Source organism: Kitasatospora sp. NPDC051170, assembly GCF_044455705.1.
Classification (GTDB): Bacteria; Actinomycetota; Actinomycetes; order Streptomycetales; family Streptomycetaceae; genus Kitasatospora.
The window spans coordinates 255,043-276,007 of record NZ_JBITFA010000010.1 but is presented as its reverse complement, the minus strand read 5'-3'; the positions used below and the strand labels follow the sequence as shown (position 1 = coordinate 276,007).

The following is a 20,965-nucleotide window of genomic DNA, read 5'->3' as shown; positions in this document are numbered from 1 at the left end:
AAGCAACCATCCGGAAGGAGCACCATGGCCATCCACGACGAGTACCGCCTCGCGAACTTCTACTTCGACTCCAAGGCGTACGCGGACGCCGCCCGCATGCTCGAGGGCGTGCTCGCCGAGGAGCCGGCCAACCTCTCCGTGCGCCTGCTGCTCGCCCGCAGCTACTTCCACTCCGCCCAGCTGCGCCGCGCCGAGGCCGAGCTGCTGCGGATCCTGGAGGCGGACCCGGCCGAGGACTACGCCCGCCTGATGCTCGGCCGCACCCTGGAGCGCCAGGGCCGCGCCGAGGAGGCCCGCCCGCACCTGCGGCTGGCCGCCGCGATGGCCGGCGAGGAGCTGTAAGCCGGGAAAAGGGGCGAGCCCCCGTCGCCTCGAAAGGCGGCGGGGGCTCGCTGGTGGTTTCGCGAAGTGCGGAACCGCTCGCGGGTCAGCGCGAGTAGTACTCGACGACCAGCTGCTCGTCGCAGATCACCGGGATCTCCTTGCGCTGCGGCGCACGGTCCAGGCGGAAGGCCAGGGCCTTCAGGTTGACCTCGAGGTACTTCGGGGTCTGGCCCTCACCCGCGTAGCCACCCTCACGGGCGACCTGGAAGGGGACCTTCTCCTTGCTGCGCTCGCGGATGGTCACCACGAAGCCCGGCTTCATCTGGAACGACGGCTTGTTGACCTTGCCGCCGTTGACCTCGACGTGGCCGTGGACGACCATCTGACGGGCCTGGTAGATGGTGCGGGCGATGCCCGAACGCAGGACCAGGGCGTCGAGGCGGGTCTCCAGCTCGGCGACGAGCGCCTCACCGGTCTTGCCCTCGGCCTTCTTCGCGCGGTCGAACGCGCGGGCCAGCTGCTTCTCGCTCAGGTCGTACTGGGCGCGAAGACGCTGCTTCTCGGTCAGACGGACCTTGTAGTCCGAGTTCTGCTTGCGACCACGGCCGTGCTGGCCGGGCGGGTACGGGCGGGCCTCGAAGTACTTGACGGACTTCGGGGTCAGCGGCACGCCGAGCGCACGCGCGATCTTGACCTTGGGGCGCTTCTGGTTCGCCATGAACCAAACCTTCCTTGCTTACGAATACGGCTTTCACCAGGTGTTGACGGAGGTCGCTCGTCGCGACCCGGAGAAAACCCCGCCGCCTGCGCGATGGGATCAGCCGCTCTCCGGAGCCGGGCACGGAAGTGCTTGTCACACGGGGAGCCCGAGGGCCCGCCCGCGACACCGAAACGGTGCGCGACGCTCCTGGTGCGGACCTCCCGGAGGAGGTCTACGGCCATCGCCCCGCTGGTGCGGCCGGTCGGTGGGGTCTCCCCCGCCGCCGTCCCGGGACATGGCACTCCGACCGAGTATACCCGTGGATCACTCGCCCTTTTCCGCAGCCTTCTGCTCGCCGGCCTTCTGCTCGCCGGCCTTCTTCTCCCCCGGCTTCTCCCCCGGCTTCTCCCCGGCCTTCCTCTCCTTGGGCCGCTCCCCCCGCAGCCGCCCCCGCGTCCACTCCACCGTGTCCGCGTAGCGCACCTCGCCGCCGCGCCGGTTGGGCCGGTAGTACTCCTTGCCGTGCACCGAGTCCGGCGCGTACTGCTGCGTGGCGATGCCCTCCGGCAGGTCGTGCGGGTACTGGTAGCCCTGCCCGTGGCCCAGCTTGCCCGCGCCGCCGTAGTGCGCGTCCCGCAGGTGCGGCGGCACGGCGCCCGCCAGGCCCTGCCGTACGTCCGCCAGCGCCGCGTCGATCGCCAGGTAGGCGCTGTTGGACTTGGGCGCCAGGGCGAGGGCGATCGCCGCCTGGGAGAGGATGATCCGCGCCTCCGGGAAGCCGATCAGCGCCACCGCCTGGGCCGCCGCCACCGCCGTCTGCAGGGCGCTCGGGTCGGCCAGGCCCACGTCCTCGCTGGCGGAGATCATCAGCCGACGGGCGATGAACCGCGGGTCCTCCCCCGCCTCGATCATCCGGGCCAGGTAGTGCAGGGTCGCGTCCACGTCGCTGCCGCGGATCGACTTGATCAGCGCGCTGGCCACGTCGTAGTGCTGGTCGCCGTCCTTGTCGTAGCGCACGGCGGCCTGGTTGACGGCCGTCTCGGTGGTGGCCAGCGTGATGCTCGCCTCGCCCTTCTCCAGCGCCGCCCCGGCCGCCGCCTCCAGCGTGGTCAGCGCCCGCCGGGCGTCCCCGCCGGCCAGGCGCACCAGGTGGTCCTCGGACTCGGCGGTCAGCTCCAGCGCGCCCTCCAGGCCCCGCTCGTCGGCCACCGCGCGGCGCAGCAGCGCCCGGATGTCCTCGTCGGTCAGGGACTCCAGGGTGAGCAGCAGCGAACGGGAGAGCAGCGGGGAGATCACCGAGAAGTACGGGTTCTCGGTGGTCGCCGCGATCAGCGTGACCCAGCGGTTCTCGACGGCGGGCAGCAGCGAGTCCTGCTGGGCCTTGGAGAAGCGGTGGATCTCGTCCAGGAAGAGGACCGTCTCCCGGCCGGACATGCCGACCGCCCGCCGGGCGCCGTCGATCACCGCCCGGACCTCCTTGACCCCGGCGGTGATCGCGGAGAGCTCGACGAAGCGGCCCTCCACGGCCTGGCTGATCACGTGCGCGAGGGTGGTCTTCCCGGTGCCGGGAGGCCCCCACAGGATCACCGAGCTGGTGGCGGCCGGCCCGCGCGTGGCGGAGACCAGCCGGCGCAGCGGCGAGCCGGGCTTCAGCAGCTGCCGCTGCCCGGCCACCTCGTCCAGGGTGCGCGGGCGCATCCGTACGGCCAGCGGGGCGCGCCCGGGCTCCCTGCTCTGGCGTTCCTCGGCGGCTGCGGTGAAGAGGTCCGGTTCGTCCACACCGGAAGCCTATGCGAGGGCCCCGACACGTCCTACGCCTGCGTGCGGCGGTCCAGCAGCACCACCTCGAACTCCTCCAGCGAGCGCAGGGCGCCGCCCACCGCGGCGACCGCCTTCGAGCGGGCGTCGGCGTTGGGCCCGCGCGAGGCCTCGAAGCTCGCCCGGTCGGCGAAGATCAGGCCGGTCGAGAGCCGGCCGGCCGCCCGGTGGGCCAGCATCGCGCCGGTCACGAAGCCGGGCGCCTTCTGCAGCATCGGCAGTGCCTGGTCGCGGAAGACCCCGGCCGCCTCGTCCACCCGCTCCGGGTCGACGTCGACCCGCGCCAGGCGGAAGCCCGCGCCCGGTCCGGCGACTCCCGGCGGGGCCGCGGCCACGACCTCCCAGACGTCGGTGGTCACGGTGCCGGCCAGCGGTGCCAGCAGCTCGGCCCGGCGCGCCCGCAGGGCCGAGTCGCTGTCGCGCTCGGCCTGGGCGGACTCCCACCAGGAGCCCATCGCGATCTTGCCGAGGGCCCGGTCGACGTAGAGCCCGTAGCCGCGGTAGCCGGGCTGCCCGGAGAGCAGCTCGACGGCCTCGGTGGCCAGGCCGTCGAGGGCCGGCCCGATCCGGTCGGGGTTCCCCGTGGCGTAGACGGTACGGACGAACATGAGCGCGCCTCCTGTGGACGCCCGGGCGCCACACGGGGCCGTTCGCACAGTGGAGTCGCCACAGTGGAATCGCAGCGCCCGGAGGGCCCCGTCTACTCCAGTGTGGCAGTGCGGTCCGGAACGTACTTCTGCAGGTCGCGCGGGGGCCGCTGGTAGCCGCGCGGGGCCGGGCGGGGCGGCAGGTCGATCTTCGGCGGGGAGATCTCGTGGTACGCGACGGTGGAGAGCAGGTGGGCGATCATGTTGATCCTGGCCCGGCGCTTGTCGTCGCTCTCGACCACGTGCCAGGGCGAGTCCGGGGTGTCGGTGTAGACGAACATCTCGTCCTTGGCCCGGGAGTAGTCCTCCCAGTGCCGGATCGACTCCACGTCCATCGGGGAGAGCTTCCAGCGCTTCATCGGGTCCTCCAGGCGGTCCCGGAAGCGCCGTTCCTGCTCGGTGTCGCTCACCGAGAACCAGTACTTGCGCAGCAGGATCCCGGACTCGATCAGCATCCGCTCGAAGGTCGGGCACTGGCGCAGGAACTGCCAGTACTCCTCGTCGGTGCAGAAGCCCATCACCCGCTCGACGCCGGCCCGGTTGTACCAGCTGCGGTCGAACAGCACGATCTCGCCGGCGGCCGGGAGCTGCTCCACGTAGCGCTGGAAGTACCACTGGGTCTTCTGCCGCTCGGTCGGCGTCGGCAGCGCGACGACCCGGGCGATGCGGGGGTTCAGGTACTCGGTGACCCGCTTGATCGCGCCGCCCTTGCCGGCCGCGTCCCGCCCCTCGAAGATCACCACGACCCTGGCGCCCTCGACCCGCACCCACTCCTGGAGCTTCACCAACTCCTGCTGCAGGCGCAGCAGTTCCCTCTCGTACGCCTTCTTGCCGAACCGCTGCCGCTGCTCCTCGGCCACCCCGGGCCCTCCCGTCCGCCTGTCACTGATGATCCTTCACCGTATGCACAGGCGGACCGGTTCCGCAGGTCGGGCCGTGGGGTTGGGCCGTGGGGTTGGGCCGTGGGTCGGCCCGGGGAGAGGGGGGCCGGAGGCCGGGGTGGGGCCTCCGGTGGGAGAGGGTGGCGCGGTGGCGCACGGTGAAGGGGTTGTACGGGGCGGTGGGCTACACGCCGACGAACGGCTCCGGGTAGCGGCAGAGCCCGCGCGGGCCGCCGTCGTACGCCGTCAGGGGCAGCACCTGGAAGTACGCCTCCGGCACCTCGAAGGGGCCGGTGACCTCGTGCCGCCCGGCCGGCGTGAAGCCGAACCGGCCGTAGTACTCCGGGTCGCCGAGGACGACGACCAGCTTCTCGCCCGCCGTCTCGGCCGCCGACAGCACGGCCCGGACGACGAGTTCGCCGACGCCCTTGCGCTGCCACTCGGGGGCGACCGCCACCGGCGCGAGCGCCAGCGCGTCACCGAGGGCGCCGCCGTCGCCGACCCGCAGCCGGGTCAGCAGGGCGTGCCCGATCACCAGGCCGGCGCCGTCTATGGCCACTATCGACAGCCCGGGCAGCCAGGCGGGGTCGCGGCGCAGCGCGTCCACCAGGTCCGCCTCGTCCGGGCCGGGGAACGCGGCCATCAGGACGCGTCTGATCTCCGGGGCATCGTCCGGACGTTCTGTTCTCGTTCTGACCTGCAAGGGTCGACCCTTCCTCTGTCGCACGCCGTTGTGGACCGGCCCCGAACGGACTGGTGTCCGTTCGGGGCCGTTGAAGGTTAGCGGATGACGCGCCGTCAGCTCTCCGGCTGCGCCTCCGGCTTGGCGTCCTCGCGGACCTTGGGCTTGGCGTCCACGCCGGCCTCGCGGCGCTGCGCCGGGGTGATCGGCGTCGGGGCGCCGGTCAGGGGGTCACCACCGGTGGAGGTCTTCGGGAAGGCGATGACGTCCCGGATGGTGTCGTACCCGCCGAGCAGGGTGACCACGCGGTCGAGGCCGAAGGCGACGCCACCGTGCGGCGGCGGGCCGTAGTTGAACGCGTCGAGCAGGAAGCCGAACTGCGAGGCCGCCTCCTCCTCGGAGAGGCCGATCGCGTCGAACGCCCGCTTCTGCACGTCCCGCTGGTGGATACGGATCGAACCGCCGCCCAGCTCCGAGCCGTTGAGGACCAGGTCGTAGGCGTTGGACAAGGCCGTGCCCGGGTCGGTGTCGAAGGTGGCCAGCGACTCGGCGGTGGGGGCGGTGAAGGGGTGGTGCACCGCGTGCCAGCCCTGGAACTCGCCCTTGTCGTCCTCGATCGGCTCGAACATCGGGAAGTCGACGACCCAGAGGAAGGCCCACTGGGACTCGTCGATCAGCTCGCAGCGCTTGCCGATCTCCAGACGGGCGGCGCCGAGCAGCTCCTGCGAGGGGCGCTCCTTGCCGGCGGCGAAGAAGATCGCGTCGCCGTTCTTGGCGCCGGCCGCGGCGGCGAGGCCGGCCAGGTGCTCCTCGGAGAGGTTCTTGGCGACGGGGCCGCGCAGCTCGCCGGTCTCGGCGTCGATGAGCACGTAGGCCAGGCCGCGGGCGCCGCGCGCCTTGGCCCAGTCCTGCCAGGCGTCGAGCTGCTTGCGCGGCTGCGAGGCACCGCCGGGCATGACCACGGCGCCGACGTACGGGGCCTGGAAGACGCGGAAGTCCGTGCCCTTGAAGTACTCGGTGAGGTCGGTGAGTTCCTGGCCGAAGCGCACGTCCGGCTTGTCGGAGCCGTAGCGGCCCATCGCGTCCGCGTAGGTCATGCGCGGCAGCGGGTTGGGGATCTCGTAGCCGTGGACCTCGCGCCAGATCGCACCGATGATCTTCTCGCCGAGGGCCAGGATGTCCTCCTGGTCGACGAAGGACGCCTCGATGTCCAGCTGGGTGAACTCCGGCTGCCGGTCGGCGCGGAAGTCCTCGTCGCGGAAGCAGCGGGCGATCTGGTAGTAGCGCTCCATGCCGGCCACCATCAGCAGCTGCTTGAACAGCTGGGGCGACTGCGGCAGCGCGTACCAGTGACCGGGCTGCAGGCGGACCGGGACGAGGAAGTCGCGGGCGCCCTCGGGGGTGGAGCGGGTGAGGTACGGCGTCTCGATGTCGAGGAAGTCGTTCTCCTCCATCACCCGGCGGATGATGTTGCTGACCTTGGAGCGCAGCCGCAGGCCCTTGGCCGGGCCCTCGCGGCGCAGGTCCAGGTAGCGGTAGCGCAGCCGGACCTCCTCGTTGACGGTGCCCGGCTCGTACTCGGCGACGGGGAAGGGCAGCGGCGCGGCCTCGGAGAGGACCTCGATCCCGCTGACGACGACCTCGACGGCGCCGGTCGGGATGTCGGGGTTCTCGTTGCCCTCGGGGCGCACCCGGACGTCGCCGACGACCTTGACGCAGTACTCGGCGCGCAGGCCGTGCACCGAGTCCAGGTCGCGGACCACGATCTGCACGGTGCCGGAGGCGTCGCGCAGGTCGATGAAGGCCACGCCGCCGTGGTCGCGGCGGCGGGCGACCCAGCCGGCCAGGGTGACGGTGGTGCCTGCGTGCTCCGGGCGGAGCGTGCCCGCGTCGTGCGTGCGGATCACAGCTGCTTCTCCTTCAGGGTGGTGACGAGTGCGTCGAGGACGACGGGGGTCTGTTCGCCGGTGGACATGTCCTTGAGCTGGACGACGCCTTCGGCGAGGTCCCGGTCCCCGGCGATCAGGGCGAAGCGGGCGCCGGACCGGTCGGCGGACTTCATGGCGTTCTTGATGCTCTTGACGCCGAAGGCGAGGTCGGTGGCCACGCCGGCCCGGCGCAGCTCGACGACCTTGGCGAACAGGACGTTCTTGGCCTCCTCGCCGAGCGCGACGGCGTACACGGCGGTGGCGGCCGGCAGGTCGAGGGTGACGCCCTCGGCCTCCAGGGCCAGGTAGGTGCGGTCCACGCCGAGGGCCCAGCCGACGGAGGGCAGCGCGGGGCCGCCGATCATCTCGGAGAGGCCGTCGTAGCGGCCGCCGCCGCCGATGGCGGACTGGGCGCCGAGGCCGTTGTGGACGAACTCGAAGGTGGTGCGGGTGTAGTAGTCCAGGCCGCGCACCAGCTTGGGGTCGTCGACGAAGGCGACGCCGGCCGCGGTGAGCAGCTCGCGGACCTTCTCGTCGTACGCCTTGCAGTCCTCGCACAGGTGGTCGCGCAGCACCGGGGCGCCGACCAGCTGGTCCTGCACGTCCTTGCGCTTGTCGTCGAGGACGCGCAGCGGGTTGATCTCCGCGCGGCGGCGGGTCTCCTCGTCCAGGTCCAGGCCGGAGAGGAACTCGATGAGCGCGGCGCGGTAGACCGGGCGGCACTGCTTGTCGCCGAGGCTGTTGAGCAGCAGCGAGTAGTCGCTCAGGCCCAGCGCGCGGAAGGCGTCGTCGGCCAGGATGATCAGCTCGGCGTCCAGCGCCGGGTCCTCCGCGCCGATGGCCTCCGCGCCGACCTGGGAGAACTGGCGGTAGCGGCCCTTCTGGGCGCGCTCGTAGCGGTAGTACGAGCCGGAGTACCAGAGCTTGACCGGCAGGTTGCCCTGCTTGTGCAGGTTGGCCTGGAGGGCCGCGCGCAGCACCGAGGCGGTGCCCTCCGGGCGCAGGGCGAGTTCGTCACCGCCCTTGGTGGTGAGGTTGTACATCTCCTTGGTGACGATGTCGGTGGACTCGCCGACACCGCGGGAGAACAGCTTCACGTCCTCGAACACCGGGGTCTCGATGTAGCCGTAGCCGGCCCGGCGGGCTGGGGCGGCGATGCGCTCGCGGATCGCCAGGAAGGTCGCGGAGCTGGGGGGCAGCAGGTCGTAGGTGCCCTTGGGGGCGGTGAAGGTGCTCAACTTCTCTATCCGTCACATTCCTCGTCGCGGGAAAGCCGGGGCGCCGGTCGCCCCCGCTGCCTGTCGGAGGTAGGGGTTGGTGGCGCGCTCGCGGCCGATGGTCGTCTGTCCGCCGTGGCCGGAGAGGACCACGGTGGAGTCGTCGAGGGGCAGGCACACCCGGGCCAGCGAGCGCATGATCGCTTCGCCGTCCCCGCCCGGGAGGTCGGTACGCCCTATGGAGCCGGCGAACAGCAGGTCGCCCGAGAACAGCACCGGGGGGAGGTCCTCGGCACCGGGCGTCCGGAAGGTCACCGACCCCCCGGTATGGCCGGGGGCGTGGTCGACGGACAGGCTCAGACCGGCCAGTTCCAGCACGGCGCCGTCGGTCAGCTCGCGCACGTCCTCGGGCTCGCCGACGGTCAGTTCGCCCATGAGCGGGGCGCCGATGGAGCGGCCGAGCGCCTTCTCCGGGTCCGACATCATGTACCGGTCCTCGGGGTGGATCCACGCCGGGACGCCACGGGCGCCGCAGACCGGGACCACCGAGGCCACGTGGTCGATGTGGCCGTGCGTGAGCAGCACGGCGACGGGCTTGAGCCGGTGCTCGCGGACCAGTTCCTCGACTCCTGCGGCGGCCTGGTGCCCCGGGTCGACGATGACGCACTCCTCGCCCGCCGCCGGGGCGACCAGGTAGCAGTTGGTGCCCCAGGCTCCAGCGGGGAATCCGGCGATGAACACGCGCGTCCTCTTGTGATGTCGGTCAGCGGCTACGGAGTACGGCTACGGAGTACGGCTTCGAAGGGTCTCTGAAGGTGTACGGGCAGCCTACCGGCGGTGCGGGCCCGGTCGCGAACCGGTATACGGGTGACGCCGCGGGCCGCGTGACAGGTTCACCGCGTTCTTACGGTCCGGGTCCCTACACTGGGCCGCCGATGGATGCGATGATCCGCATCGAGTCCCTCTCGAATCCCTTCCGATTCCATCCACTCTTTCCGCACATCCCCAGGAGACACGGCCGGTGGTCAGCAGCGAACAGCGGCGGCGGCAGCTCGCCCGCGAGAAGTACGAGCGCCAGATGGAGCGCCGGGTCGCCCAGGAGGCCGCCCGCAGGCGCCGCACCGCGATCCTGAGCGCCTCGCTCGCCGTCGTGGTCCTGGCCGGCGGCGGCGCGCTGGTCGCGGGCGGCGCGTTCAGCTCGGACGACGACAAGTCGACCACCGCGGCCTCCGACACGGCGAAGCCCGGGCAGACCAACCCGGCCGCCGAGCCCACCACCCCGACCCGCAAGCCGGTCGACGGCTGCGCGGCCCCGGCGGAGGGCAAGCCCAACGGCAAGCAGTGGAAGGACGAGCCGGCGATGACCGTCGACTCCTCCGCCGCGTACACCATGACGATGGACACCAACTGCGGCAAGGTGACGGTGGCGTTGGACGCGGCCAAGGCGCCGCACACCGTCAACTCCTTCAACTTCCTGGCCGGGGAGCAGTTCTTCGACCACACCAAGTGCCACCGCCTCACCACCGACGGCATCTTCGTGCTCCAGTGCGGTGACCCGACCGCCAGTGCGACCGTCCCGGGCGGCACCGGCGGCCCCGGTTTCAAGTTCAAGGACGAGAACCTGACCGGCGCGACGTACCCGGCGGGCACGGTGGCGATGGCCAACTCCGGCCCGGACACCAACGGGAGCCAGTTCTTCCTGGTCTACAAGGACACCAAACTGCCGCCGAGCTACATCCCGTTCGGCAAGGTGACCGGCGGCCTGGACGTGCTGAACAAGATCGCCGCCGCGGGCACCCTGGAGGGCGCGACGGACGGCCACCCGATGGCCGACGTCACCTTCAACTCCGTTACGGTGTCCAAGGGTTGATCCACACCGGGGCCTCCCGCCGCAGGCGCTCCACGCGCCCCGGCGGGGCCCCGGACCGAAATCGCCCGGCCCGGATGCGGACAGCACCGGGCCTGGTCGCCTATGTTGGCGTTGTGTAGGGTGCCCGGACCCGCCCTGCCGTTCACCCTCGGCAGCACGACTCGGCGGACGGGGACGGCGGACTTCTTCGGTCCGCCGCACATCAACTGTGGACGACGAACGCGCACCGCCCCGACGCGGGCGCGACGTCATGTGGAGGACGCGCTATGAGCAGCGACCCGTGGGGCCGTGTCGACGAGCAGGGCACGGTCTACGTCAGGACGGCCGACGGCGAACGCGCCGTGGGTTCCTGGCAGGCCGGCTCGCCCGAGGAGGCGCTGGCGTACTTCGAGCGCAAGTTCCAGGGCATCGAGGTGGAGATCGGCCTGCTGGAGAAGCGGGTGCGCACCACCGACCTGGCCGCGAAGGACGCCCTGACCGCGCTGGAGCACCTGCGCGCGCAGGTGACCGAGGGCCACGCCGTGGGTGACCTGGCCGCGCTGGCCGCGCGCCTGGACACGCTCGCCGGCGAGATCGAGAACCGCCGCGAGGAGCGCAAGGCCGCCCGCGCCAAGGCGCAGGACGAGACCCGCGTCGCCAAGGAGGCCCTGGTCACCGAGGCCGAGCAGCTCGCCGAGTCCACCCAGTGGCGGGAGGCCGGGGACCGGCTGCGCGCCCTGGTGGACATCTGGAAGGGCCTGCCCCGGCTCGACCGCAAGAGCGACGACGAGCTGTGGCACCGCTTCTCGCACGCCCGGTCCGTCTTCTCCAAGCACCGCAAGGCGCACTTCTCCGCGCTGGACTCGGAGCGCGACCAGGCCCGCCAGACCAAGGAGGCGCTGGTCGCCGAGGCCGAGGCCCTGTCCTCGTCCACGGACTGGGGCAGCACCGCCGCCGCCTACCGCGACCTGATGGCCCGCTGGAAGGGCGCCGGCCGCGCGCAGCGCGACGTCGAGGACGAGCTGTGGGCCCGCTTCCGCGGCGCGCAGGACGTCTTCTTCCAGGCCCGCTCCGCCGTGTTCAGCGAGCGCGACGCCGAGCAGGTCGAGAACCAGAAGCTCAAGGAGGCGCTGGCCGCCGAGGCCGAGACGATCCTCCCGATCACCGACCTCAAGACCGCCAAGGCGGCCCTGCGCGAGATCAACGAGCGCTGGGAGGCCATCGGCCACGTGCCGCGCGACATCCGCCCGAAGCTGGACGGCCGGCTGAACGCCGTCGAGCGGGCGATCCGCGAGGCCGAGGACACGGAGTGGAAGCGCTCCAACCCGGAGGCCAAGGCCCGCGCGGCCGGCATGGTGGGCCTGTTCCAGGCGAAGGCCGACAAGATCCAGGCCGACCTGGACAAGGCCCGCGCGGCCGGCAACTCCTCCAGGACCGCCAAGCTGGAGTCCGAGCTGGCCGGTGTGCAGACCCTGCTGGAGCAGGCGCACAAGAGCCAGGAGGAGTTCAGCGGTTGATCCCGTGAGCCGGTGAACGAAGGAAGCCCCCGTCGCGTGCGACGGGGGCTTCCTCGTGTCCGGGCGCTACTTGCGGGCGGAGGTGACGCGGTAGACGTCGTACACGCCCTCGACGCCTCGCACCGCCTTGAGCACGTGGCCCAGGTGCTTCGGGTCGCCCATCTCGAAGGTGAACCGGCTCATCGCCACCCGGTCCCGGGAGGTCTGCACCGCCGCCGACAGGATGTTGACGTGCTGGTCGGAGAGCACCCGGGTGACGTCCGAGAGCAGCCGGGAGCGGTCCAGCGCCTCGACCTGGATGGCCACCAGGAAGACGGAGGACTGGGTGGCCGCCCACTCGACGTCGATCATCCGCTCGGGCTGCTGGCTCAGCGCCTCGACGTTGACGCAGTCGGCGCGGTGCACCGAGACGCCGTTGCCGCGGGTGACGAAGCCGACGATCGGGTCGCCCGGCACCGGGGTGCAGCAGCGGGAGAGCTTGACCCAGACGTCCTCGACGCCCTTGACGATCACGCCCGGGTCGCCCTTGGCCCGGCGGCGCACCGCCCGGCGGTTGTCGTGCGTCGGGGTGGCGGTCTCCGCCAGGTCCTCGGTGGCGCCCTCCTCGCCGCCGAGCGCCTGGACGAGCTTCTGCACGATGTTCTGCGCGGCGACGTGCCCCTCGCCGATCGCGGCGTAGAGCGAGGAGATGTCGGGGTAGCGCATCTCGTGGGCCAGGGTCACCAGCGAGTCCCCGGTGAGGATGCGCTGGATCGGCAGGCCCTGCTTGCGCATCGCCCGGACGATCGCCTCCTTGCCGTGCTCGATCGCCTCCTCGCGGCGCTCCTTGGAGAACCAGGCGCGGATCTTGTTGCGGGCGCGCGGGGACTTGACGAAGCCGAGCCAGTCCCGGGAGGGCCCGGCGTTCTCCGCCTTGGAGGTGAACACCTCGACGGCGTCGCCGTTCTCCAGCGTCGACTCCAGCGGCACCAGGCGGCCGTTGACCCGGGCCCCTATGGTCCGGTAGCCGACCTCGGTGTGCACCGCGAAGGCGAAGTCGACGGGGGTGGCGCCGGCGGGCAGCGCTATCACGTCACCCTTGGGGGTGAAGACGAAGACCTCGTTGCTGGCCAGGTCGAAGCGCAGCGACTCCAGGAACTCGCCCGGGTCGGCCGTCTCCTTCTGCCAGTCCAGGAGCTGCCGCAGCCAGGCCATCTCGTTGACGGCTCCGGCCTTGTCGTCCTTGCGGACGGCGTCCGGGGTGTCGGTGCGGACCTTGGAGGCCCCGGCGACGGCGCGCTGCTTGTACTTCCAGTGCGCGGCGATGCCGTACTCGGCCCGCCGGTGCATGTCGAAGGTGCGGATCTGGAGCTCGACGGGCTTGCCGCCGGGGCCGATCACCGTCGTGTGCAGCGACTGGTACATGTTGAACTTGGGCATCGCGATGTAGTCCTTGAACCGCCCCGGCACCGGGTTCCACCGCGCGTGGATGGTGCCCAGCGCCGCGTAGCAGTCGCGGACGGTGTCGACCAGGACCCGGATGCCCACCAGGTCGTAGATCTCGGCGAAGTCCCGGCCCCGGACGATCATCTTCTGGTAGACCGAGTAGTAGTGCTTCGGCCGGCCGGTGACGGAGGCCGTGATCCGGGCCCCGCGCAGGTCCGCCTGGACCTGGTCGATGACGGTCGCCAGGTACTCGTCCCGCTTGGGGGCCCGCTCGGCGACCAGGCGCACGATCTCGTCGTACATCTTGGGGTAGAGGATCGCGAAGGCGAGGTCCTCCAGCTCCCACTTGATGGTGTTCATGCCCAGCCGGTGCGCCAGCGGGGCGTAGATCTCCAGCGTCTCGCGGGCCTTCTTCTCCTGCTTCTCCCGCTTGAGGTAGCGCATGGTGCGCATGTTGTGCAGGCGGTCGGCCAGCTTGATCACCAGGACGCGCGGGTCCTTGGCCATCGCGACGACCATCTTGCGGACGGTCTCGGCCTGCGCGGCCTCCCCGAACTTGACCCGGTCGAGCTTGGTGACGCCGTCGACCAGCAGGGCCACCGAGTCGCCGAAGTCCTTGCGCAGGGTCTCCAGGCCGTAGTCGGTGTCCTCGACGGTGTCGTGCAGCAGCCCGGCCATCAGCGTCGCCGCGTCCATGCCCAGCTCGGCCAGGATGGTGGCCACGGCCAGCGGGTGGGTGATGTACGGATCCCCGCTCTTGCGCTTCTGCCCGCGGTGCCACTTCTCGGCGACGGCGTAGGCGCGCTCGATGTCGCGCAGCAGCGCCGGGTCGGCCTTGGGGTCGTTGGCCCGGATCGAGCGGAACAGCGGCTCCAGCACGGGGTTGAGGACGCTGGAGCGCTGGCCGCCGAGGCGGGCCAGCCGGGCGCGCATCCCGCCGGAGGAGCCGCGGCCGGAGGAGCCGGGCGAGCGCGGGGAGGTCGGAGCCGGACGTGCCGGGGTGGCCCCCGAGGGCGCGGGAGTGGCGTCGGGGGCGGCCGCTGCGGCCGTGGGCACAACCTCGTCGGGCAAGGACACTCCTCGGGGCACCGGGCCGACCCTGCCGGGGACCGTACGGTCGCCTGCGCCGGGAGGGCCGCCGGGAGGGGATGAATCTTCATCGTACCGAGCCCGGCCGCCCGGTGTTCAGTCGGCCGGGCCGCAAACGGAAGAGCGGTGGTCGGATGATCCGACCACCGCTCTCAAGGTCCCGTCCGGAGTCCCGTCCGGGTCCCGTCGTTCAGACCGTGACCAGGGTCTCCAGCGGAGCGCCGTTCAGGTGCCCGGCGAGGCGCTCACGGCCGTCCAGGAAGCCCAGCTCCATCAGCACCACGACGCCCACCAGCTCGGCGCCGGCCTCCTTCACCAGGTCCAGCGAGGCGCCGATGGTGCCGCCCGTGGCCAGCACGTCGTCCACCACCAGCACCTTCTCACCGGGCCCGAAGGCGTCGCACTGCACCTCCAGCGTCGCCGAGCCGTACTCCAGCTCGTAGCTGCGCCGGAACACCTCGCCGGGCAGCTTGCCCGCCTTGCGGATCGGCACGAAGCCGAGCTCGGCCGCGAAGGCCGCCGGGGCCGCCAGCACGAAGCCGCGCGCCTCCAGGCCCACCACCTTGGTCGCCCCCAGCTCCTTCGCCCGCTGCGCCAGCGCCCGGGTCAGGGCGCCGAACGCCTCGGCGTCGGCCAGCAGCGGCGCGATGTCCTTGAACAGCACGCCCGGCTTCGGGTAGTCGGGGACGTCCCTGATCCGGCTGTTCAGCAGCTGGGCCAGATCGGTGTCGGCGGTGGTCACGGTGGTGTCCTCAATCAATCGGGGTTCAGCGCTTGGTGGACGGACGGCCCTTGGCACGCGAGGTGCCGGCCGACCGGCCGCGCTGACCGACCATACCCGCCGGCTGGCCGTCCTCCTCGCCCTCGGCCGGGGTGTCAGCCCCCGCCTCGGACTCGGCCTTGGCCGCGGCCGCCGCCCGGTGCTGCAGGACGCGCTTGCGCAGCGCCTTCATCTCGGGCTGCTCCTCCTTGAGCTGCGCCAGCAGCGGGGTGGCGACGCAGATCGAGGAGTAGGCACCGGCCGCGAGGCCGATGAACAGCGCGAGCGAGATGTCGTTCAGGGTGCCGGCGCCCAGGATGCCGCCGCCGATGAACAGCAGCGCGGCCACCGGAAGGAGCGCCACCACGGTGGTGTTGAGCGAGCGCACCAGGGTCTGGTTGAGGCCCGCGTTGGCCGCCTCGCTGTAGGTGAGCTTGTTCTGCTTGGTGATCCCCTTGGCGTTCTCCTTCACGGTGTCGAAGACGACGACCGTGTCGTAGAGCGAGTACCCGAGGATCGTCAGGAAGCCGATCACCGTACCGGGGGTGACCTCGAAGCCCACCAGGGCGTACACGCCGATGGTGATCAGGAGGTCGTGGATCAGCGCGACCAGGGCGGCCACCGCCATCCGCCACTCGAAGGCGATCGCCATGTAGACCGTCACCAGGATCATGAAGACGATCAGACCAGTGAGTGCCTTGTCGGAGATCTGCTTGCCCCAGCTGGGGCCGATCACCTGGGCCTCGACGGTGTCCAGCGGCACGGAGAGCTTCTGCGAGAGCTCGGTGCGGACCTGGTCCGAGCTCTTCGTCTCGTCGGTGCTGACCTGGATGCGGATCTTGCCGTTGTCCGTCGACTGCACCAGCGGGTGCGAGGAGACGACCTCGTCGGCCGTCGTCTGCGCCTGCGAGACGGTGAGCCCGGGCTTGCTGACGGTGTAGACCGACCCGCCCTTGAACTCGATGCCCAGGTGCAGGCCCATGGCCAGGCCGATCGCCGCGACGAGCACGATCACGCCGGAGATGGAGTACCAGATCTTGCGGCGCCCGACGAAGTCGAAGCTGACCTCGCCCTGGTAGAGCCGGTGGCCCAGATTGGAGAAGCGTGACACGGTGTCATGCCTCCTTAACGGCGGCGGAGGAGGAGCTACGGCGACGGGTGCTGCGCAGCGGCGGGCGGGCGCCCAGGCGCTTGGGGTCCAGGCCGGACCACGGGTGGCCGTCCGAGAAGAACTTGCGACGGGCCAGCAGCGTGATCATCGGCTTGGTGAAGAGGAAGATCACCACCACGTCGAGCAGGGTGGTCAGGCCGAGCGTGAACGCGAAGCCCTGGACCTTGCCGACCGAGACCACGTAGAGCACCGCGGCACAGAGGAACGACACGAAGTCCGAGACCAGGATGGTGCGCCGGGCGCGCGGCCAGGCCCGCTGGACGGCCGGGCGCAGCGGGGCGCCCTCGCGGACCTCGTCGCGGATGCGCTCGAAGTACACGATGAAGGAGTCCGCGGTGATACCGATCGCGACGATCGCACCGCAGACGGCCGGCAGGTTCAGCGCGAAGCCGATCCCGCCGCCGAGCAGGCTCATGATCGCGTAGGTCAGGATCGCCGAGACGATCAGACCGGCGATCGAGACCAGGCCGAGGCCGCGGTAGTAGACCACCGAGTAGGCGATGACCAGCAGCATGCCGATCATGCCGGCGATCAGGCCGGCCTTGAGCTGGTCGCTGCCGAGCTGCGGGGAGACGGTGGTGACGTCGCCCTTGCTGAAGTCCAGCGGCAGGGCGCCGAAGCTCAGCACGTTGGCGAGGTCCTGCGCCTCGGTCTGGCCGAAGCCGCCGTTGATGACGGCGTTGCCGCCCGGGATCGGGCCGCGGACCATCGGGTGCGAGACGACCTGGTTGTCCAGGACGATCGCGAACTGGTTGGTCGGCGCGGGCGAGGCCGCGAGCTTGGTGGTGATGTCGGCGAAGGCGCTGGTGCCCTTGTCGTTGAACTGCAGGGAGACCTGCCAGCCGCCGGCGCCCTGGGTGTCGATGGACGCCTGGGCCTTGGTGATGTCCGTGCCCTTGACGACCGCCGGGCCGAGGATCAGCTTCGCCCAGCCGCCCTGCTCCTCCTTCTGGGAGCAGGCGATGACGGGCTTGTCCTCGGGGCCGGTCTGGGCGGCGCGGACCTCGGGCTTGGAGCAGTCCAGCGTGGCGAAGGCCGTGGCCAGCTCCGGCGGGATGCCGGCCTGGGCCGCGGCGGCCGCGACGTTCGGGTCCAGCGGGTTCGGCTGGCCCGGGGCCGGGGCCGTGGGCGCGCCGGTCGCGGGGGCCGGAGCAGCCGGGGCGGAGGCCCCACCGGTCGCGGCGGCGGTCGGGGCGGCCGGGGCACCCAGCGCCTCGCCGACCGGGCGGCCCTGCTTGGTGGCCGACGGGGAGGCCGCGCCGGTGGCCGGAGCACTGGCGCCCGTGCTCGCCGGGGCGGAGGCCGTGCCCGAGGCGCCCGCGGACGGGGTGGCTCCAGGGGTGCCGGTGGCACCGGGCGTGGGCGTCGTGGTCGGCGTGGCCTGCGGACCGCTCGCCGCGACGGCCAGGACCGGGCGGAAGAACAGCTTCGCGGTGGTACCCACCTGGTCCGCCGCGTTCTGCCGGTCACCGCCCTTGGGGATGTTCACGATGATCGTGTCCGAGCCCTGGGTCTGGACCTCCGCCTCGGAGACACCCATGCCGTTGACCCGGCGCTCGATGATCCCCACCGCGATGTCCATGTTGGACTTGGTGAGCGCCTTGGGGTCGGTCGACTTCGCGGTCAGCGTGATGCTGGTGCCGCCGGCGAGGTCGATCCCGAGCCGGGGCTTGGTGTTGCCCGTCCCGAACATGAGGGCGACCAGCCCGACGGTCACGACCAGGATGAGGGCCAGCGCCCGCCCTGGGTAGCCGTCGCGCGGGCGCGACTTGGGTGTTGCCACCTTGCTCGTTTCTCCCTGTCCATGCCACGTACCCGTACCGGTCCCCCGGCCGACTCGTGGTTGGACGGGGGACATGGCGGTTCTGCGGCCCTGAGGTCCTGTGGGCTCGCGGCACTGTGCCGCGCGACCGGGCGGGTGCCCGACCGTCTTACTTGCCGGCGGGAGCCCCGCCCTCAGCGTCGCCCTTCTCGGCGCCGTCCTTGCTGAGCGACAGCGGCTTCTCCTCGACGGCGTCCACGGCCGGAGCCGCGTCCTCCGCCTCCACCTCGGACTCCGACGCCTCGTCCTCGGCCGGGCGGCCGTTGATGATCGCGTCGTACTCCTGGAACTCCATGACCGCCGCGATGGCGCTCTTGGTGTAGTGGGCGACCACGCCCGGCGCGACCTCGAGCTCGACGGTCTCGTCGTTGACGGCCTTCACCAGGGCGTACATACCACCGATGGTGCGCACCCCGGCCCCGGGCACGAGCGCGGTCCGCGTCTCCTGCATCTGCGCCTGGCGCTTCTTGTTCGCCCGGAACATGGCCACGACCATGAAGATGAGGGGCAGGAGGATGATGTATTGCAGCACGGTAGCCAGAGTCCTTTACGGGCCGCCGGTCGGCGGCCTGTGGTATTGGTCGGCCCGTCAGGTGAGAGGGGCGGTCCGGCGGAGTCTAGGCGACCCCGAACTGATCGGACAACGCCAAGCATCGCATCCTGTCGCCGAAAGTGGCGACCCTCCGTCCGCAGGGTTTCCACGGACATCTCCCCAGGGCCCCCAGGGCCCGCCGGGCGGCGCGGACGGGGAACCGGGCGGTCCGTCTCACTCGTTCGGACCAGCGGCGCTCAACTTCCGTCGGGGCTACCGTCCTGCTTGAACAGCTGCGGCTGCGCCGGCGCGACCGTGCCGCGCGTGGTCTGGACCGGCGGGGTCAGGCCCAGGTGCTGCCAGGCCGCCGCGGTGGCGATCCGCCCGCGCGGGGTACGGGCCAGCAGGCCCTCGCGCACCAGGAACGGCTCGGCCACCTCCTCGACCGTCTCCGCCTCCTCCCCCACGGCCACGGCCAGGGTCGACAGGCCGACCGGGCCGCCGCCGAACAGCCGCAGCAGCGCGTGCAGCACGGCCCGGTCCAGCCGGTCCAGGCCCCGGGCGTCCACCTCGTACACGTCCAGCGCCTGCGCGGCGATCCCGGCGGTGACCAGGCCGTCGTGCCTGACCTGCGCGTAGTCGCGCACCCGGCGCAGCAGCCGGTTGGCGATGCGCGGGGTGCCGCGCGAGCGCCCGGCGATCTCGGCCGCGCCGGCCGGGTCTATCTCCACGTCCAGCAGGGTGGCCGAGCGGCGCACCACCTTCTCGAGCTCGGCGGGGGCGTAGAACTCCATGTGCCCGGTGAAGCCGAAGCGGTCGCGCAGCGGCGGCGGCAGCAGGCCGGCCCGGGTGGTGGCGCCGACCAGCGTGAACGGCGGCAGCTCCAGCGGGATGGCGGTGGCGCCCGGGCCCTTGCCGACGATCACGTCGACCCGGTAGTCCTCCATCGCCATGTAGAGCATCTCCTCGGCCGGCCGGGACATCCGGTGGATCTCGTCGAGGAAGAGCACCTCGCCCTCGGTGAGCGAGGACAGGATCGCCGCGAGGTCACCGGCGTGCTGGATGGCCGGGCCGGAGGTGATCCGGATCGGGGCGCCCAGCTCGGCGGCGATGATCATCGACAGGGTGGTCTTGCCCAGCCCGGGCGGGCCGCTCAGGAGCACGTGGTCGGGCGCGCTGCCGCGCTTGCGCGCCGCCTGGAGCACCAGGGACAGCTGCTCGCGCACCCGCTCCTGGCCGATGAACTCGTCCAGCAGCTTGGGGCGCAGCGCCGCCTCCACCGCCTGGTCCTCGCCGTCGGCGGCGGACGTGACCAGACGGTCGGCGGGCTCGGAGTCGTACGGACTCATTCTCTGCGGGCTCCCGGGTCAGCGGTCGACAAATGGACAGATCGTCAAGTGGGTTGTCAGCGGGCGCGGTTGAGGCCGCGCAGCGCCAGCCGCAACAGGGCGCCCACGTCCGTCACGGCCTGGGCCTCGGCCTCCGGCGTGACGGCGGCGACCGCCTCGTCCGCCTCGCGGGGGGCGTAGCCCAGGCCCGTCAGCGCGGAGTGCAGCTGCTCGGTCCACGGCGCGGGGCCCGAGGCGATCGGCTTCTGCGCGGGCACCGCGCCGTGCGGGGCGCCCAGCTTGTCCTTGTACTCCAGCAGCAGTTTCGCCGCCTTCGCCTTGCCGATGCCGGGGACGGCGACGAGCGCCTTCTCGTCCCCGCCCGCCACCGCGGCGCGCAGCGCGTCGGGGCTGTGCACCCCGAGGATCGCCTGGGCCAGCTTGGGGCCGACGCCCGGCGCCGCCTGGAGGATCTCGAAGATCCCGCGCTCGTCGTCGTCGGCGAAGCCGAAGAGCGTCAGCGAGTCCTCCCGGACGACCAGCGAGGTCGCCAGCCGGGCCGGCTCACCGAGCCGCAGGCCGGCCAGGGTGTTCGGGGTGCACTGGACGGCCATGCCGACCCCGCCGACCTCGATCACCGCGACGCCGGAGGAGACGGCCGCCACGGGCCCTTGGACGAAGGCGATCACCGGGTCGTTCCTTTCAGGGTTTGCACGGGGGTGGCGCGGGCGGCCTGGACGGCGGCCTGCAGCCGGTTGGTCGTCCCGCCGCGCCAGATGTGGCAGATGGCCAGCGCCAGCGCGTCGGCGGCGTCGGCGGGCTTGGGCGGGGCGTCCAGGCGCAGCAGGCGCTGCACCATGGCCGTGACCTGCGCCTTGTCGGCCCGGCCGGAGCCGGTGACGGCCGCCTTGACCTCGCTGGGGGTGTGCAGGGTGACGGGGATGCCCCGCCTGGTCGCGCAGAGCATCGCGACGGCGCTGGCCTGGGCGGTGCCCATCACTGTGCGGACGTTGTGCTGGGCGAAGACCCGCTCGACGGCGACCAGGTCGGGCCGGTGCTCGTCCAGCCACGCCTCGATGCCCTGCTCGACCAGCAGCAGCCGCTGCCCGATCTCGGCCTCGGCCGGTGTGCGCACCACGCCGACCCCGGCCATCCGCAGCGGCCGGCCCGGCGCGCCCTCGACCACGCCGACCCCGCACCTGGTCAGCCCCGGGTCCACGCCCAGTACCCGTACCACTAGCCCCGCCTCTCGCCGCGTCGCCGCTCGCTGCCCTG

At 71.9% G+C, this 20,965-nt stretch carries 19 protein-coding genes; 3 read left to right on the top strand and 16 right to left on the bottom strand.

The genetic code is table 11. The annotated features are described in order from the left end of the window. Window positions 1-24 precede the first annotated feature (24 nt). Complete coding sequence (locus ACIBCA_RS22355; RefSeq protein ID WP_396284688.1) at window positions 25-342, top strand: tetratricopeptide repeat protein; 318 nt, start codon at window positions 25-27, stop codon at window positions 340-342. Window positions 343-427: 85 nt separating this feature from the next. Here ACIBCA_RS22355 and rpsD read toward each other — a convergent pair whose 3' ends face one another. The 8 genes from rpsD to ACIBCA_RS22315 all read right to left on the bottom strand — a co-directional run bounded on the left by rpsD (window position 428) and on the right by ACIBCA_RS22315 (window position 8,938). Next, complete coding sequence (gene rpsD / locus ACIBCA_RS22350) at window positions 428-1,042, bottom strand: 30S ribosomal protein S4 (RefSeq protein ID WP_031072556.1); 615 nt, start codon at window positions 1,040-1,042, stop codon at window positions 428-430. A 306-nt stretch (window positions 1,043-1,348) separates the two neighbouring features. Continuing rightward, window positions 1,349-2,803 carry a replication-associated recombination protein A gene (locus ACIBCA_RS22345; RefSeq protein WP_396284687.1) on the bottom strand — a complete coding sequence of 485 codons (1,455 nt, stop codon included), beginning with the start codon at window positions 2,801-2,803 and terminating at the stop codon, window positions 1,349-1,351. A 32-nt stretch (window positions 2,804-2,835) separates the two neighbouring features. Beyond that, window positions 2,836-3,450: a hypothetical protein gene (locus ACIBCA_RS22340; RefSeq protein WP_396284686.1), complete on the bottom strand. Its 615-nt coding sequence runs from the start codon at window positions 3,448-3,450 to the stop codon at window positions 2,836-2,838. A gap of 92 nt (window positions 3,451-3,542) precedes the next feature. Further along, window positions 3,543-4,349, bottom strand: coding sequence for a polyphosphate kinase 2 (ppk2, locus tag ACIBCA_RS22335; protein WP_396284685.1), 807 nt, complete (start codon window positions 4,347-4,349; stop codon window positions 3,543-3,545). Window positions 4,350-4,554: 205 nt separating this feature from the next. Then, window positions 4,555-5,097, bottom strand: a complete 543-nt coding sequence (locus ACIBCA_RS22330; protein ID WP_396284684.1) for a GNAT family N-acetyltransferase — start codon at window positions 5,095-5,097, stop codon at window positions 4,555-4,557. A 71-nt stretch (window positions 5,098-5,168) separates the two neighbouring features. Then, window positions 5,169-6,959 carry an aspartate--tRNA ligase gene (aspS, locus tag ACIBCA_RS22325; protein ID WP_396284683.1) on the bottom strand — a complete coding sequence of 597 codons (1,791 nt, stop codon included), beginning with the start codon at window positions 6,957-6,959 and terminating at the stop codon, window positions 5,169-5,171. Then, on the bottom strand, window positions 6,956-8,218 hold the full coding sequence (gene hisS, locus ACIBCA_RS22320; protein ID WP_396284682.1) for a histidine--tRNA ligase: 1,263 nt from the start codon (window positions 8,216-8,218) through the stop codon (window positions 6,956-6,958). The genes aspS and hisS overlap by 4 nt, the downstream gene beginning before the upstream one ends. A 12-nt stretch (window positions 8,219-8,230) precedes the next feature. Beyond that, window positions 8,231-8,938 (bottom strand): MBL fold metallo-hydrolase, encoded by a 708-nt coding sequence (locus ACIBCA_RS22315; RefSeq protein ID WP_396284681.1) that lies wholly within the window; start codon window positions 8,936-8,938, stop codon window positions 8,231-8,233. Window positions 8,939-9,218: 280 nt separating this feature from the next. Between ACIBCA_RS22315 and ACIBCA_RS22310 the strand changes: the two genes are divergently transcribed. Both ACIBCA_RS22310 and ACIBCA_RS22305 read left to right on the top strand, forming a co-directional pair. Further along, window positions 9,219-10,067, top strand: coding sequence for a peptidylprolyl isomerase (locus ACIBCA_RS22310; protein ID WP_396284680.1), 849 nt, complete (start codon window positions 9,219-9,221; stop codon window positions 10,065-10,067). A 266-nt stretch (window positions 10,068-10,333) separates the two neighbouring features. Then, entirely contained in the window at window positions 10,334-11,563 is a 1,230-nt protein-coding gene (locus ACIBCA_RS22305) for a DUF349 domain-containing protein (RefSeq protein WP_396284679.1), read from the top strand. A gap of 66 nt (window positions 11,564-11,629) precedes the next feature. Here ACIBCA_RS22305 and ACIBCA_RS22300 read toward each other — a convergent pair whose 3' ends face one another. The 8 genes from ACIBCA_RS22300 to ruvC all read right to left on the bottom strand — a co-directional run bounded on the left by ACIBCA_RS22300 (window position 11,630) and on the right by ruvC (window position 20,927). Further along, complete coding sequence (locus tag ACIBCA_RS22300; RefSeq protein WP_396284745.1) at window positions 11,630-14,044, bottom strand: RelA/SpoT family protein; 2,415 nt, start codon at window positions 14,042-14,044, stop codon at window positions 11,630-11,632. A gap of 223 nt (window positions 14,045-14,267) precedes the next feature. Then, window positions 14,268-14,819 carry an adenine phosphoribosyltransferase gene (locus ACIBCA_RS22295; protein WP_396284678.1) on the bottom strand — a complete coding sequence of 184 codons (552 nt, stop codon included), beginning with the start codon at window positions 14,817-14,819 and terminating at the stop codon, window positions 14,268-14,270. Between the two features lie 25 nt (window positions 14,820-14,844). After that, window positions 14,845-15,948, bottom strand: a complete 1,104-nt coding sequence (secF, locus tag ACIBCA_RS22290; RefSeq protein WP_396284677.1) for a protein translocase subunit SecF — start codon at window positions 15,946-15,948, stop codon at window positions 14,845-14,847. A gap of 4 nt (window positions 15,949-15,952) precedes the next feature. Continuing rightward, complete coding sequence (gene secD / locus ACIBCA_RS22285; protein WP_396284676.1) at window positions 15,953-17,791, bottom strand: protein translocase subunit SecD; 1,839 nt, start codon at window positions 17,789-17,791, stop codon at window positions 15,953-15,955. A 148-nt stretch (window positions 17,792-17,939) separates the two neighbouring features. Then, window positions 17,940-18,362: a preprotein translocase subunit YajC gene (yajC, locus tag ACIBCA_RS22280; RefSeq protein WP_396284675.1), complete on the bottom strand. Its 423-nt coding sequence runs from the start codon at window positions 18,360-18,362 to the stop codon at window positions 17,940-17,942. Between the two features lie 257 nt (window positions 18,363-18,619). Further along, window positions 18,620-19,711: a Holliday junction branch migration DNA helicase RuvB gene (gene ruvB, locus ACIBCA_RS22275; RefSeq protein WP_396284674.1), complete on the bottom strand. Its 1,092-nt coding sequence runs from the start codon at window positions 19,709-19,711 to the stop codon at window positions 18,620-18,622. A gap of 56 nt (window positions 19,712-19,767) precedes the next feature. Beyond that, the gene (ruvA, locus tag ACIBCA_RS22270; protein ID WP_396284673.1) at window positions 19,768-20,379 is read right to left on the bottom strand and encodes a Holliday junction branch migration protein RuvA; all 612 of its coding nucleotides are present in this window, start codon (window positions 20,377-20,379) and stop codon (window positions 19,768-19,770) included. Next, entirely contained in the window at window positions 20,376-20,927 is a 552-nt protein-coding gene (gene ruvC, locus ACIBCA_RS22265; RefSeq protein WP_396284672.1) for a crossover junction endodeoxyribonuclease RuvC, read from the bottom strand. The genes ruvA and ruvC overlap by 4 nt, the downstream gene beginning before the upstream one ends. Between the last annotated feature and the right edge of the window lie 38 nt (window positions 20,928-20,965).

Excerpts from the sequence above, each read along its gene's own strand:
- ruvB (WP_396284674.1), bottom strand. The coding sequence starts at position 19,711 with ATGAGTCCGTACGACTCCGAGCCCGCCGACCGTCTGGTCACGTCCGCC.
- ACIBCA_RS22355 (WP_396284688.1), top strand. The coding sequence starts at position 25 with ATGGCCATCCACGACGAGTACCGCCTCGCGAACTTCTACTTCGACTCC.
- ACIBCA_RS22305 (WP_396284679.1), top strand. The coding sequence starts at position 10,334 with ATGAGCAGCGACCCGTGGGGCCGTGTCGACGAGCAGGGCACGGTCTAC.
- rpsD (WP_031072556.1), bottom strand. The coding sequence starts at position 1,042 with ATGGCGAACCAGAAGCGCCCCAAGGTCAAGATCGCGCGTGCGCTCGGC.
- ACIBCA_RS22340 (WP_396284686.1), bottom strand. The coding sequence starts at position 3,450 with ATGTTCGTCCGTACCGTCTACGCCACGGGGAACCCCGACCGGATCGGG.